Annotated in this window: 15 protein-coding genes; 12 read left to right on the top strand and 3 right to left on the bottom strand. The window is 48.1% G+C overall.

What is annotated here, in order from left to right:
- Position 1: 1 nt before the first annotated feature.
- Positions 2 to 2,191 carry a 4-alpha-glucanotransferase gene (gene malQ, locus ABY802_RS04465; RefSeq protein WP_372625813.1) on the bottom strand — a complete coding sequence of 730 codons (2,190 nt, stop codon included), beginning with the start codon at positions 2,189 to 2,191 and terminating at the stop codon, positions 2 to 4.
- 239 nt (positions 2,192 to 2,430) lie between these two features.
- Here malQ and gap point away from each other — a divergent pair, with 239 nt between their 5' ends.
- Both gap and ABY802_RS04455 read left to right on the top strand, forming a co-directional pair.
- Entirely contained in the window at positions 2,431 to 3,435 is a 1,005-nt protein-coding gene (gene gap, locus ABY802_RS04460; RefSeq protein WP_372625811.1) for a type I glyceraldehyde-3-phosphate dehydrogenase, read from the top strand.
- Between the two features lie 13 nt (positions 3,436 to 3,448).
- Positions 3,449 to 4,321 carry a D-hexose-6-phosphate mutarotase gene (locus tag ABY802_RS04455; RefSeq protein WP_372625809.1) on the top strand — a complete coding sequence of 291 codons (873 nt, stop codon included), beginning with the start codon at positions 3,449 to 3,451 and terminating at the stop codon, positions 4,319 to 4,321.
- On the opposite strand, the gene ABY802_RS04450 is transcribed toward ABY802_RS04455, so the two are convergent.
- Both ABY802_RS04450 and ABY802_RS04445 read right to left on the bottom strand, forming a co-directional pair.
- Positions 4,318 to 4,635 carry a hypothetical protein gene (locus tag ABY802_RS04450; RefSeq protein ID WP_372625808.1) on the bottom strand — a complete coding sequence of 106 codons (318 nt, stop codon included), beginning with the start codon at positions 4,633 to 4,635 and terminating at the stop codon, positions 4,318 to 4,320. The two genes, ABY802_RS04455 and ABY802_RS04450, sit on opposite strands and share 4 nt — an antisense overlap.
- The gene (locus ABY802_RS04445) at positions 4,610 to 5,017 is read right to left on the bottom strand and encodes a hypothetical protein (RefSeq protein ID WP_372625807.1); all 408 of its coding nucleotides are present in this window, start codon (positions 5,015 to 5,017) and stop codon (positions 4,610 to 4,612) included. Before ABY802_RS04445 ends, ABY802_RS04450 begins: the two co-directional genes overlap by 26 nt.
- 276 nt (positions 5,018 to 5,293) lie before the next feature.
- Here ABY802_RS04445 and ccoN point away from each other — a divergent pair, with 276 nt between their 5' ends.
- The 10 genes from ccoN to uspE all read left to right on the top strand — a co-directional run bounded on the left by ccoN (position 5,294) and on the right by uspE (position 14,198).
- Positions 5,294 to 6,721 (top strand): cytochrome-c oxidase, cbb3-type subunit I, encoded by a 1,428-nt coding sequence (gene ccoN, locus ABY802_RS04440; RefSeq protein ID WP_290609769.1) that lies wholly within the window; start codon positions 5,294 to 5,296, stop codon positions 6,719 to 6,721.
- A gap of 10 nt (positions 6,722 to 6,731) precedes the next feature.
- Positions 6,732 to 7,340 carry a cytochrome-c oxidase, cbb3-type subunit II gene (gene ccoO / locus ABY802_RS04435; protein ID WP_372625806.1) on the top strand — a complete coding sequence of 203 codons (609 nt, stop codon included), beginning with the start codon at positions 6,732 to 6,734 and terminating at the stop codon, positions 7,338 to 7,340.
- Positions 7,341 to 7,345: 5 nt separating this feature from the next.
- A complete protein-coding gene (locus tag ABY802_RS04430) occupies positions 7,346 to 7,528 on the top strand; it encodes a cbb3-type cytochrome oxidase subunit 3 (RefSeq protein ID WP_372625805.1) in 183 nt (60 codons plus the stop codon).
- Entirely contained in the window at positions 7,521 to 8,495 is a 975-nt protein-coding gene (ccoP, locus tag ABY802_RS04425) for a cytochrome-c oxidase, cbb3-type subunit III (protein WP_372625804.1), read from the top strand. The genes ABY802_RS04430 and ccoP overlap by 8 nt, the downstream gene beginning before the upstream one ends.
- Positions 8,496 to 8,606: 111 nt before the next feature.
- The gene (locus ABY802_RS04420; RefSeq protein WP_372625802.1) at positions 8,607 to 9,092 is read left to right on the top strand and encodes a FixH family protein; all 486 of its coding nucleotides are present in this window, start codon (positions 8,607 to 8,609) and stop codon (positions 9,090 to 9,092) included.
- A 24-nt stretch (positions 9,093 to 9,116) separates the two neighbouring features.
- The gene (locus ABY802_RS04415) at positions 9,117 to 11,534 is read left to right on the top strand and encodes a heavy metal translocating P-type ATPase (RefSeq protein ID WP_372625801.1); all 2,418 of its coding nucleotides are present in this window, start codon (positions 9,117 to 9,119) and stop codon (positions 11,532 to 11,534) included.
- A gap of 3 nt (positions 11,535 to 11,537) precedes the next feature.
- Entirely contained in the window at positions 11,538 to 11,750 is a 213-nt protein-coding gene (ccoS, locus tag ABY802_RS04410) for a cbb3-type cytochrome oxidase assembly protein CcoS (protein ID WP_372625800.1), read from the top strand.
- Positions 11,747 to 12,421, top strand: coding sequence for a sulfite exporter TauE/SafE family protein (locus tag ABY802_RS04405; RefSeq protein ID WP_372625799.1), 675 nt, complete (start codon positions 11,747 to 11,749; stop codon positions 12,419 to 12,421). The genes ccoS and ABY802_RS04405 overlap by 4 nt, the downstream gene beginning before the upstream one ends.
- A gap of 40 nt (positions 12,422 to 12,461) precedes the next feature.
- Positions 12,462 to 13,166, top strand: a complete 705-nt coding sequence (gene fnr / locus ABY802_RS04400; RefSeq protein WP_372625798.1) for a fumarate/nitrate reduction transcriptional regulator Fnr — start codon at positions 12,462 to 12,464, stop codon at positions 13,164 to 13,166.
- Between the two features lie 99 nt (positions 13,167 to 13,265).
- The gene (gene uspE / locus ABY802_RS04395) at positions 13,266 to 14,198 is read left to right on the top strand and encodes a universal stress protein UspE (protein ID WP_372625797.1); all 933 of its coding nucleotides are present in this window, start codon (positions 13,266 to 13,268) and stop codon (positions 14,196 to 14,198) included.
- Positions 14,199 to 14,294: the final 96 nt, after the last annotated feature.

Below are 14,294 nucleotides of genomic sequence, written 5' to 3'. Positions count from 1 at the left end.
GTTAACCGGCTCGCACGGTGCTTAACTCGGCAAGCAGTTCCTGAATATGAGGTTCAGTCGTCCACTGCTCCAACTCGCGGCTTAATTTACGGCGCCAGTTTGGATATTCGTCACTGGTACCCGGTACATTCACCGGTTGCTCCATTTCCAGCCAGTCTTCTAACTGTAAACATAACAACTGGCTGCTCCCCGCTGCCAGATGGCGCTGCAGGGCAAAATTAAGGGTGCGATCCATGCCAAGGCTATCAACCTGACGCGGATAATCGGCCGGTAGCATGCCATGACCGTGCAATGAATCGAGAATTTGTTGTTTATTAGCATGACGTTGTTGATACAAGCCCTGTAACTGATGCTCATCTTTATAAAGGCCCAGCTGCTGACCCAGTTTCAGATCCTCACAATGCCAGAAGCCAATTAAGGTTGGTAAATCGTGGGTACTTAATGTTGCCATCGCCTGCTCCGGATAATGGGCCGGCGAGATATAGCCACCATCCGCCGCTGTTTCAAAAAAGAACACCCGATAAGAGTAGATGCCATAGTCTTGCAACAATTCCCGGATCCCCTCTGGCACTGTACCTAAGTCTTCACCTATGATCACGGCCTGCTGACGTTGACTCTCCAGAGCCAAAATGCCCAGTAAGTCCATGATCGGATAATAAACATAGGCACCGCCACCCGCATTTTCTGCAGACTTTGGCACCCACCACAGCCGCAGCAGCGCCATCACATGGTCTATTCTGAGTGCACCGGCATCCTGCATGTTACTCCTGAATAAATCGACCATGGGTTGATACGCCTGACTGAACAACTGATAGGGCAGCATGGGCGGCAGCCCCCAGTTCTGACCAGCCGGACCTAATGGATCTGGCGGGGCGCCCACACTGGCATTGCGGCAATATAAATCGCCATTGCTCCAGATTTCGGTGGAGGCTTCACTGACGCCAACGGCTAAGTCACGATATAACCCCAATAACATCCCTGCGTTTTTTGCTTGCTGCTGCACGGTGTTAAGTTGCTGCTGGGCTATAAACTGTAAATAGCAATAGAAATCCAGCTCTGTCTGATGTTCCTCTGCAAACTGTTGTACCGCGTCACTTTGCAAATCACGATATTGCTCAGGCCAGTTAGGCCATCCCCAGTAGTTGCTATCCTGCTTGATTAAAAACGCATGCAGCGCATCGTACAGTGCAAGTTGTTGCAAGCTATCGCCGCCGCTACGCTTAAACTCAGCAAATTCGCTCGCTAAATCGGTTTTCTTTCCGCTTTGCTGCACAAACCACTGATATAAATTTTGCATTACCGGCAGTTTAAGACGCAATACCGCGCTGTAGTCAACCCAGTCTCGGGCACGTTGCGCTATTAGCGCCTCGCTAAAAGCCGCGGTACTGACCCTATCCCGGGTCGCGCTACAATGCTGATAACCTGGCATTGCGGTAACATCAATATAAATAATATTCAGCCAACGCCGGGAAGACGGGCTATAGGGGCTGGCACTTTCGGGCATGGCCGGATAGAGCGCATGAATCGGATTTAAGCCAACAAAATCGGCGCCCTGCCCGGCCAGGTAATTCACCAGGGTAGCTAAATCCGTAAAATCACCAACACCCCAATTGCGGGCTGAGCGCAAACCATAAAGTTGCACCGAAACGCCCCATTGCTTTTGGTGAGCAAATTGCTGTGGCTGATAACAACGGCCAGGGCTGATAATTAAACGTTGCTCAAAACTAAACTCAGTGTCTTTACAGGTAAGGATCAGGCGGTGATAGCCTGTCTCTATAGGATAATCCAGCTGGTGCTGGTACTGTTGATATTCCTCTTCCTCAATTACGGCAACTTGTACCAGCTCACCTGCCACCGGCTCGGTGCTGAACTGATAACGCTGCCCCTGTTCAGTGTGTAATAAGAAATCAAAGTCATGGTTGGCCAGTGCCAGCGGCACCTGCAACTCGAATGTTACAGGCTCACCCAGCGTCTGTACCGATACTGGTGCCAGAATTTGCTGCCAGAAGTCAAGCTGTCGTTCAATAAGTTCCGCTCTGGCCGCACCCTCATCTGCTATATTAAAACCCTGGGCGGCGAGTAAGGCTAACTGATCGGCAACAGCAACCTGGGTGGGCTTACCCCAGGCGTCATTAAATTCAGTTTCAATTCCTGAGAAAGCAACCAGTTCGGCCAGTAGCGCGGCATCCATTTTATATTCCTTTGTTTAAACAGTTAGTTGGCTTTATTTTACCGTTAAAGATCAAAACAACACCAAATTAATTTACGTTATTAAATTACAAAAAACCAATTTTATGCAGTTTAAAACTTGAAAAATGCCAGTTTTAATGTAATTTTACTACACAATGACGATTGATACGATTGGATGAATACGTTTTCAATCTCTGCACTTACTCATTTTACTGGTTCAAATTTAATACTGGAGTCGCTATGTCTATTAGGGTTGCAATTAATGGCTTTGGCCGCATTGGCCGCAATGTGTTACGTGCTTTATATGAAAGCAGCAAAAATTACGATATTAAGATTGTAGCCATTAACGATTTGGGCGACGCGGCTATTAATGCACACTTGCTGAAGTATGACACAGCGCACGGTATTTTTGCTGCTACGGTAACCCATGACGAGCAGGCTATCTACGTCAACGACGACCCAATCAAAACGTTAAGCACTCGTAACCCGGCAGACCTACCGTGGGCCGAGTTAAAGGTTGATGTTGTATTAGAGTGTACCGGCTTATTTACCGATCGCAAAACTGCTGGCGCCCATTTAACTGCCGGTGCCAAAAAAGTCATTATCTCTGCCCCGGGTAAAGACGTTGATGCGACAGTGGTGTATGGCGTGAATCATCAGATCATTACCCCGCAAATGACTATTATTTCTAACGCTTCTTGCACTACCAATTGTTTGGCGCCCATTGCTAAACCCCTGTCAGATGCGCTGGGTATCGAATCAGGTTTAATGACCACCATCCATGCTTACACTAATGATCAGCGTCTGAGCGATGTTTATCATACCGACGTGCGCCGGGCCCGGGCAGCCGCCATGTCGATGATCCCAACCAAAACCGGCGCTGCGGCAGCAGTAGGCTTAGTCGTGCCCGAGCTCAAAGGCAAGTTTGACGGTCTCGCCGTGCGGGTTCCTACACTTAATGTATCTCTGGTTGATTTAACCTTTATTGCCGGTCGGGATACCAGCATTGCAGAAGTAAATGATATTATCCGTGCCGCAGCTGCTCAAAGCCCGATGAATCAGGTATTGGCCGTTAACGACTTACCGCTGGTGTCGGTCGATTTTAATCACAACCCGATGTCATCTATTTTTGATGCTTCTGAAACCCGGGTAAATGGCCGGTTGGTAAAAGTAATGTCATGGTACGACAATGAATGGGGTTTTAGTAACCGGATGCTCGATAACGTCGTTGAATTAATGAAGTAAAGATGCCTGCTTAATGACCATACAACCCTCAGTCAGTCAGCATACTGGTTTTGCTCAGTTATCTGATTTGCCTTGCCTGACACTGCAATGTGCTAACGCCACTGCAGTGATATCCTTGTATGGCGGTCAGGTATTGTCTTATCAGCCCACCGCTGGTAACGAGTTATTATGGTTATCAGCCAAGGCGCAGTGGCATAATGGCACAGCCATTCGGGGCGGCGTGCCGGTGTGCTGGCCCTGGTTTGGCCCTGTTGACCCAACACTTAACCCTACGCAGCTTAAATTGCCTAATCACGGCCTGGTGCGCAACCGCATGTGGCAATTCTCACACAGCAAGACAACTGAAGATTCCGTCTGTGTCACTCTGACCATAACGGTTGACGATATCCCTGCGAGTTTGTGGCACGAGACCAGCGAACAGCAACCGGTAACGCTTAGCCTGCTGGTTACCCTAACTTCTACTAACTTGAGCATGCAACTGGTATGCGATAATCCTTTATACCAGCAAGGCGCGCTACACAGCTATTTTAGCGTCAACAACCTGCAGCAAACCTCAGTAACAGGGTTAAGCCCCGATTATTTTGATAAGGTGGCCAACGCAAGACGCCAGCAGCAAAACGGCATCGTCCACTTTAACGCTGAAACCGACCGTATTTATTTTGATACTGGCCCGCAGTTACACTTATCGGATGACACGCAACAACGGCAGATTGTTCAACAAGGTCATGATGCCAGCGTTATCTGGAACCCGTGGCAACAAAAAAGCCGAGACCTGCCCGATATGGCAGATCACGGCTTTACCGAATTTGTATGTGTAGAAAGCGCCTGGCTTAATATTACCCAAGTCAGCGTTTTATCGTTGGCCCAGACGCTCCGGGCGTCTTAACACTGGCCGTGTAAAAACTGCTTAAGATCCTGTTGCGGGTAGCCAAGTTGGTCCAGCATTTCCGGCAGCTCATCCTGCGGCAGGAAAACGCTATCAAAGTGCTCTAAAATTACTGTTAAATCAGCGCCTTGATCTCGTAACTGTTGAGCGGTTGCTAAATGAATATTGCGGACAAAATCACTGGTCATTGCGGTTAACCTCTGAATGAAATTAGCGTTAGCCTCTGCTTGTTTCGCCGGACCATACTGAACAAATTTTAGCCAACTGACAAGCTTTAAATCAGCCTTTTTACCAGCTTGAATTAAATCGCTCATTTATCAAAAGTTTTTGACCATCAGCCAACTGGACCGTCAAGTTCAGTTGCCAAATCATAGCAGGATCAGCACAGGCGCCCAGCAAAAAAACGGCTTGCCATTGCTCTGAACCCGCTAAGTCATCCGTACTAAGCTTTTGAAAACGCAATGGGATTAGCCCCATGTACATACTAACTCCGGTAAACTCAGCACTGATTGCCGCAACGGGCTGCTCACTTTGCACGGTAATATGTAATGGTGTTTCTACTGGCGCAGCTGCCGGGCTTAAGTTTACGGTAAATTCAGCTTGCCGATATAAAACCAGCACGCTGCTGTCAGCCTCAGGCGGTTGACAGGCCAACAATATTAACAGGCTGAAACCAACGGCTATCCATTTTGGCATGGGCTGACTGGGAATAAGTAAAAGCGGTATTGTACCGGCTTTTCGGCAAAAGGGCTAAATAGTGACTACAATTGGCTGTTTATTAAGCAGAGACTTTGTTCTACGTCATAAAATGGGCGAGTTAACCTATCTTTTAAAAGGCAAAACTCGTATCATTTCGCCCAAAATTCAGTGGCTGCAACAGCTAAGTTAACATGATGTTAGTTGTCCACTTTATAAGAAAGGGCCACCTCAAGGTGGATTTTAGTAACCAGCATAACTGCAGCGGAACTCAACATGATCCAGACCAAATCGTTAAATGTTGAATACAACTATAGCGTTGTCCGCCTCTTTGCCATCACTACCGTTTTATGGGGTATTGTTGGCATGGTGGTGGGTGTATTACTTGCAGCCCAGCTTTACTGGCCGGCATTAAATTTTGATATTCCGTGGCTGACATACAGTCGCTTGCGGCCTTTGCATACCAACGCAGTTATCTTTGCCTTTGGTACCAGTGCCTTATTTGCCACCTGTTATTACGTGGTACAGCGAACCTGTCAAACCCGGCTGTTTGCTGAAAAACTGGCTATGTTTACCTTTTGGGGTTGGCAACTTGTTATTGTCGCCGCTGCCATAACCCTGCCAATGGGCATGAGCCAAAGTAAAGAATATGCAGAGCTGGAATGGCCTATCGATATTTTGATCACCCTGGTCTGGGTATCATTTGCAATCGTGTTCTTTGGAACGCTGGTAAAGCGTAAAACCAGCCATATTTACGTGGCTAACTGGTTCTACGGCGGCTTTATTATCACTGTTGCTGCACTGCATATCGTGAATAGCATGGTTGTACCACTGAACTTGTTTAAATCTTACTCCATCTATGCCGGTGCAGTCGATGCAATGGTGCAATGGTGGTATGGTCATAATGCGGTTGGTTTCCTGTTGACGGCCGGCTTCCTGGGAATGATGTATTATTTTGTGCCTAAGCAAGCTGGCCGGCCGGTATACTCCTACCGCTTATCTATTGTCCACTTCTGGGCCCTGATTGCCTTATATATCTGGGCAGGTCCACACCACTTGCATTACACAGCTTTACCCGACTGGACCCAGTCTTTGGGTATGGTGATGTCTATCGTGTTATTTGTGCCAAGCTGGGGCGGCATGATTAACGGCATCATGACGTTATCTGGTGCCTGGCATAAGCTGAAAACCGACCCGATCCTGCGGTTTTTAATTGTATCTTTGTCATTTTACGGCATGTCGACCTTTGAAGGTCCGATGATGGCGATTAAATCGGTTAATGCGTTGTCCCACTATACTGACTGGACCATCGGCCATGTTCACTCAGGTGCGCTTGGCTGGGTAGCGATGATCTCCATCGGCGCCATGTACCACCTTATTCCGGTTGTTTACAACAAGGTGGGTATGTATAGCACCAAACTAATTAACACCCACTTCTGGTTGCACACTATTGGCGTTGTACTGTACATCGTTGCAATGTGGATCTCCGGTATTATGCAGGGCATGATGTGGCGTGCGGTTAACACCGACGGCACCCTGACGTACAGCTTTGTGCAAAGCTTAGAAGCGTCTATGCCATTCTATTTGATGCGCTTTATTGGTGGGGTCTTTGTGGTCGTTGGTATGTTAATTATGGCGTACAACGTTTATAAAACCGTCCGTAGTAAAGATGAAGTGGCACACGCAGTGCCAGCCACGGCATAAGGGGTTTGACATGTCGAAAAATCATCACGAAAAAATAGAAAAAAGCGTCGGTTTACTGGGCATTTTTACGGTTATCGCCATCAGCTTCGGTACTCTGGTTCAGATAACACCCCTGATGTTCATGGAAGAAACTAAGCAACCTATTGACGGATTAACGCCTTACACGGCGCTGCAAATGGAAGGCCGGGATATTTTTATCCGTGAAGGCTGCACCAATTGTCACAGCCAGATGATCCGCCCTTTCAGAGCTGAAGTTGAGCGTTATGGCCATTATTCGGTTGCAGGCGAGAGCGTGTGGGAACACCCTTTCTTGTGGGGCTCCAAACGCACAGGGCCAGACTTGGCCCGGGTTGGTAATCGCTATAGCGATGACTGGCACTACGCCCATTTAATGGACCCCCGTTCGGTGGTACCACAATCGAATATGCCAGGCTACCCGTGGTTAGACCGCAATGTACTGGACGGTAAATACACTACCCGTAAACTGGAAATCTTCCGCGAATTTGGCGTGCCTTATACCGATGAAGATATTGCCGGCGCAGCTGATGCAGTAAAGGGTAAAACTGAAATGGAAGCCTTGATTGCCTACTTGCAATCACTTGGCACAGCGTTGAAGTAACCATTATGGAATTTGCAACAGTTCATAGCGTATTAACCGTGATTCTGTTCGTCGCCTTTGTCGCTTTCGTTATCTGGGCTTACAGTAAAAAACGTAAGAAAGATTTTGACGAAGCGGCCAACCTGGTGTTTGACGACGAACCTGAATCAAAAGAACAGAAAACCAAACGGGAGTCAGATCATGAGTAGCTTTTGGAGTGCTTGGATCATTGTTTTAACGTTACCAGTGCTGATTGGCTGCTTTATTTTACTGCGCTGGAATTTAACCAACTACGTCGGCGTACCAGAAGATGAAACCACCGATCATGAAGTAGATGGCCTGAAAGAAGTAAATAATCCACTACCCAAATGGTGGACTTACATGTTCTATGGCACATTAATCTGGTCTGTATTTTACCTGGCAGCCTACCCAGGTTTAGGGAATTGGCCCGGTTTTTTAAACTGGACCAGTTCAAACCAGGGCATTAAAAACCTGGAAGAATCTCGCGCAGCAATTGTTGCAGCGAAAGCCGAAGGCCGCCATGTGCAACTGGATGTTGAAAATGCAGTCGCGGCAGAGACCTATGGCCCGGTATTTCAACAGTTTGCCCAGCGTGACGTGCTGGATCTGGCTTATGATCCGGACGCACTTAAAATTGGGCAGCGGCTATTTTTGCAAAATTGTGCTCTTTGTCATGGTTCTGATGCCCGCGGCCAGCGGGGCTATCCTAATTTGACCGACAATGATTGGTTGTACGGCGGCAGTACAGCGAAAATTAAAGAAACATTACTGTATGGCCGCAGAGCAGCCATGCCAGGTTGGGAAGCCGCCCTGGGTGAACAAGGCATTAAAGAGATGACTGCCTATGTGTTGAGCTTATCTGGCCGGGCCGTTAATGAGCGTGATGCCGCCGCTGGCAAGACCAAGTTTGCATTGTGTGCCGCCTGTCATGGCGCAGACGGTAAAGGCAGTGTGGCGCACAATCTGCCATTCGGTGCCCCCAACCTGACCGATAATATCTGGCTATATGGTGGTTCTGCTGGTGCAATCGAGGAGACATTAATCAAAGGCCGCTACGGCGTAATGCCTGCGTTTAAAGACACACTGGGTGAAGATAAAGTACACATTTTAACCGCTTACGTTTATCGGTTATCTAATCCGGAAGATAAACGTTAAACCACAGGTTTAACTTCGTTTAACCCGGAGCTAACAGGTAAAGCGATAAAAATAGGCTAAAACTCACTAGGCCCCGTAAAGGGGCTTAGTACTATCCAGACAGAGGTAACAATGCAACAGGATACTAAACCCTGGTATAAACAAGTATGGCCCTGGATCCTGATTGCCATCCCGGTGGTAACCGCATTGCGGGCGATTTATGCGGTGGTATTGATGAACCAACAACAGCCTGATCTCGTTGTTGATGATTATTACCAAGCCGGTAAAAGTATCAATCTGCAATTAGCTAAATACCGGGAAGCAGCACTACGCAATTTAAATGCCACTGTGTTAATTGCCGGCAACCGCGCTGTTGTGCGTTTTGCCGAAAATGCTGTACTAGAGGATAGTGTTCATCTGGATTTTTACCACCCTACTCTGGCCGCTCAGGACTTTGCTGTTGATGCGCTTCGCAGTGGCGAATTGCTCTATGTTGCAACCTTACCGCTAACCCCAACAGGCAAGTGGCGCTTAAACGTCAGCGATAACAGTGCTGAATGGAAATTACGAGCCACTTTTGAGCTGCCCGCTGAGCAGGAAATCAAGCTCGGATATTAGTAAAAATGCGCTGCAGAGGTCGGATTGGCAACCATTAGCTGTTTTCATTGTTTAGAGCCCGTTATCACTGGTGAGCGCTTTCGTTTAACTATTGCCGGTAAGCCAGAACTATTCTGTTGTGCGGGCTGCCAGGCTGTAGCACAGACCATTATTGCCAGTGGCCTTGATGATTATTATAAGTTTCGCACCAAAGCCGCAGCAAAAGCAGAGTCGGTCCCTACCGAGCTGCTTGCCAATTTACAGCAATACGACAGCCCGGAGGTCATGGCCGACATTAGTCAGAGTCAACAACAGGGCACCGAAATTGAGCTAGCTATCGGCGGCATGAGCTGCGCGGCCTGCGCCTGGTTAATTGAAAAACACCTCAGCAAGCAGGCCGCTATCCATAAAGTCAGTATTAATGCCTCTACCCAACGGGCGCTGCTTATCTGGCAACCCGGGCAGCTGGCATTAAGTGAGATTTTATTACTGATCAGTCAGCTGGGTTATCAGGCCAGTCCTTTTATTGCCGATGAACAGGAAAGTCAGTTTAAAGCCGAATTGAACCGTTTTTTAAAGCGTTTGGCGGTATCTGGCATTATGACCATGCAAGTAATGATGCTGGCTTTTGCCCTGTATTTTGGGGAGTACAGTGGTATTGATGCATCACATCAGGGTTATCTACGCTGGATCAGTATGCTGCTTACTCTGCCAGTGGTGTTATATGCCGCACTGCCATTTGTTAGTAGTGCCTGGCGCAGTATTAAAGCCCGGCAACTTAACATGGATGTTCCGGTTAGCCTGGCTATTTACTACACGTTTTTTGCCTCCGCGTACGCTACCGTTACCCAAACAGGTGAGGTCTATTTTGAATCGGTTTGCATGTTCACCTTCTTATTACAGATGGGTAAGTTTTTTGAATACCGGGCGCGCTCGCAAGCACGGGATGCTACCAGTAATCTGCTGAAAATAATGCCGGTGTCAGCAACCTTGCTCAAAGACGACCAGCAGCACGTCGTATCGGCCCGCCGACTCCAATCCGGCGACACTATACTGGTGAAGCCTGGCGAAACCTTGCCGGCTGACGGTGTGGTCTTAACAGGCAACAGCACGGTTGATGAGTCTATGCTTACCGGTGAATACACCGCGATCAGCTGCCAGCCAGGCCAACCGGTGCTGGCAGGCACCATCAACCACGATGGTTTGTTAACCGTAACGGTCAGCGCAACTTTGGCCCACTCTCGCCTCGGCCAGATAATTCAGTTACAACAACAAACCTTACATACCAAGCCGCGGCTGGTCGAAAAAACTGATAAACTGGCCCGTTATTTTGTCGAGCGTTTGCTGCTGATTGCCGCTGCAACCTTTGCTTTATGGTATTTTTATCTGGATGCTGACCGGGCGTTCTGGGTTACCTTGTCGGTACTGGTCGCCACCTGTCCTTGTGCGTTAAGTCTGGCAACTCCGACGGCAGTAACCTGCGCCCTGGCCCGGCTTAATCGTTACGGCATATTGGTGAAAAACGCACAGGCGCTGGAAACCCTGCCTGAACTTAGTCATATTATTTTCGATAAAACCGGTACACTAACCGAAGGCCGCTTTAGCATCACGCAAATAAACAGAATACCCTGCTCTGCCGGCGACGCTATTACTGACAGCAATCTGCTAAACCTTATCGCAAACCTCGAGCAACACTCTGAACACCCCATTGCCAGAGCGTTTACCGGCAGTCTGCAATCGAAGCTCTCACTTGCTGATGTCGACATTAATATCGGTCAGGGGATCAGCGCCACCTGGCAAAATCAACTACTGAAAGTGGGTAGCGCGGATTTTTGTCAGGTAAGTGCAGCACAACGGGCCCTGACAGGTCAGGCCAATGTATTTGTTACACTGGATCAACAGCTGCTGGCAGCAATAACGCTGGCTGACAGCTTACGCGCAGGCACGGAACAACTTATCAGTCGCTTGCAGCAGCAAGGGTATCAGGTAGGTATGCTAAGCGGCGACAGTTCGGGTCAGGCCGCTCAGCTTGCCGGCGAACTTAAGCTTGATTTTATGCAGCAGGGTTGCAGCCCTGCAGATAAAGTGGCTGCGATTAACGCTCTGGTGACGCAGGGCCATACCGTATTAATGGTCGGCGATGGCATCAATGACAGCCCGGGGTTTAACGCGGCCCATATTTCTGTAGCGGTAGAGTCCGGTACAGATTTATCAAAAAACCAGGCTGATGTGTTACTGTTACAACCGGATATAGGCGCTTTGACCACTCTGCTAAGTGCAGGTAAGCAAACTGCCCGGGTGATCCGGCAAAATCTGGGCTGGGCCGTAGGCTATAACCTGCTGATCATCCCCCTGGCGGTCGCGGGCCTGGTCTCTCCTTATGTTGCCGTGCTGGGTATGTCATTCAGCTCCCTGCTGGTCGTATCGAATTCACTGCGGCTGTTAAAAAACAAGAGTCTCTGAATAATGAGCATTATTTACGTATTAATTCCAATTGCCATCTTGTTTGTCATGATAGGACTGGCCATTTTTTTCTGGGCAGTACGTAGTAAGCAATTTGAAGACTTGGATAAAGAAGGGTTCAGCATTTTATTTGATGAACAGCATGCTGAGCCAAAAACGATGAAAACCGACAAAGATCCATCGCCCGGACCAGATCAGGACCACAACCGCCAATGAATGCAGAGCTCGTCGCGGCAATCATGATTGGTTTTCTGGGCAGCAGTCATTGCATTGTGATGTGTGGTGGTATCGTTGCGGCGTTGCAACTGGCACTGCCCAAGCGCAGTTTCAGCTGGAAACTGGCTATGCAACTGCTACTCAGCCTGGGCCGCCTCACTACCTATACCCTGCTGGGCGCGCTGGTGGGCTATTTTGGCGCACAGGCAATGGCCCTGGCAGGTATCTCGCTTATCTGGTTGCGCTTACTCGCTGGCATACTGTTACTATTGATGGCGCTGTACATCGCCAGATTATGGTTTGCGCTTACCGCGCTTGAGCGGGCAGGCAGACATATATGGGCATTGGTCAGACCGCTGAGTCAGAAAGTCATGCCACTTGATAGTTTGCCTAAGGCTTACCTGTATGGGCTATGCTGGGGCTGGTTACCCTGCGGCCTGGTTTATTCAACATTGGGCTGGAGCCTGGCCAGTGGCAACGCCAGCCAGGGCGCGCTTATTATGCTTAGTTTTGGTATCGGCACTCTGCCGGCACTACTGACTTTTGGCAGTTTGGCTAGCCAGTTAACTACCTTTAAAAATAAACCCGCGGTACGATACAGCGCTGCCGGACTATTAGCGTTATATGGTATTTATACGATATACCTTGCTTTAAAAAGACTTGTTTTTTAAGCTGGATAAGTAATTTCAGGTACGGTCAGGAACTAAGATTATGCAACGATCAGCTATCAACTGTCAGGATTGTGGGTTTAGCCAGCTATGTTTACCTTTTTCGTTGAGTGAACAAGAACTCACCCGCTTAGATGACATTATTCAGCGAAAAAGGCCGTTGCATAAAGGCGATATGTTGTTTGAAAGCAATAAACCTTTAACAGCTTTGTATGCGATCCGGTCCGGGTCGTTCAAAACCTTTACCTTAACCGAGCAAGGTGAACAACAAATTACCGGTTTTCATCTGCCTGGCGATGTTATTGGTTTTGATGCCATTAATGCAGAAACGCATAACAGCTATGCAGAAGCCCTGGAAACCGGCATGGTGTGTGAAATACCCTACCCGAATCTGGAAGTATTACTGGATCAACTGCCGAAACTGCGTCAGCAGTTGATGCGGCTGATGAGCCAGGATATTCAGGCTGATCAGCAAATGATGTTGTTATTAAACCGAAAAACTGCAGAACAAAAACTGGCGACCTTTTTAAATCATTTGGCTCAGCGCTTTGGTAGCCGGGGGTTTTCTGAGAAAGCCTTTCGTCTATCGATGACCCGCAGTGATATCGGTAATTATCTGGGGTTAACAGTGGAAACCATCAGTCGCCTGCTGAGTAAATTGCATAAAGAAGAGCTTATTATCGTCGAAGGTAAGTTGATAAGTATTAAAAATCCAGCGGCAATGCAACAATTGGCCGGTAATTGTTAGTTTTTTTGATGTAGCACAATCTGAAGCTACCCCCGCTGCTTTTTTATTGACTACACTGTTTATCATCAGTTAGCTAAATAATACAGCAGGGAGTGAGCTATGAGTGTTTTCAGCAACATTTTAATCGTTCTAGATCCGTCAGATAGCCAGCACAAAGCCTTACAGCGTGGCCTGGAGTTAGCGCGAAAGCAATCGTGCAAACTTACCGCCTTTTTATCGGTATATGATTTTTCCTATGAAATGACCACGATGCTATCCGGTGACGAACGGGAATCGATGCGTCAGGCCGTGATCCATGACCGCGAGTTGTGGGTTGGCGAGTTGATTAACGATGCCAGAAATACCGGTATAGATATTAATTTAAAAGTGGTCTGGCATAACCGGCCATTTGAAGCGATAGTTCATGAAGTGCTGGAACACAATTTTGATTTAGTCATCAAGGGCACCCATAATCATGACGTGCTCAAATCGATGATTTTTACCCCTACTGACTGGCATATTTTGCGTAAATGCCCCTGCGCAGTATTGCTGGTAAAAGAACATGAATGGCCTGATAACGGCAATATTATTGCAGCCGTAAATGCCGGTAGTGAACAGGATCATCACCAGTCCCTGAACCAACGGGTGATCAGCAATGCCAAAGCGATGGCGCAGGTGCTGCAAGGTAAAGTTCATATGGTCAATGCTTTTCCCGGCACCCCGATTAATATCGCTATCGAAATTCCCGAATTTAACCCGCAGCAATATAACAGTGCAATGCGCCGGCATCATGAAAATGCGGTTGCTGAGCTTGCCAGTCAGTTTGACATGGCAGAAGAGGACACGCACGTGCTGGAAGGAATGCCGGAAGATATAATTCCGGCACTGGCCAAACAACTGGATGCCGAAATGGTGGTGATCGGTACCATTGGCCGCACCGGTTTTTCTGCCGCCATCATCGGCAATACTGCCGAACACCTGATTGATCAGCTTGATTGTGATGTTTTAGCGTTAAAACCAGCAAACTTTGTCAGTCCTTTAGCAAAACACTAAAATCCGCCCTATGGTATTGGCGCACACTTGGTTATAATGTGCGCCATTTTTCTGTAGGGTTACTGTCGTTATGTCTCATGCCGCGCAAGCAAAAGC

This window comes from Arsukibacterium sp. (genome assembly GCF_041616895.1).
Classification (GTDB): domain Bacteria; phylum Pseudomonadota; class Gammaproteobacteria; order Enterobacterales; family Alteromonadaceae; genus Alishewanella.
This window is presented reverse-complemented; position numbering and strand designations above follow the sequence as displayed.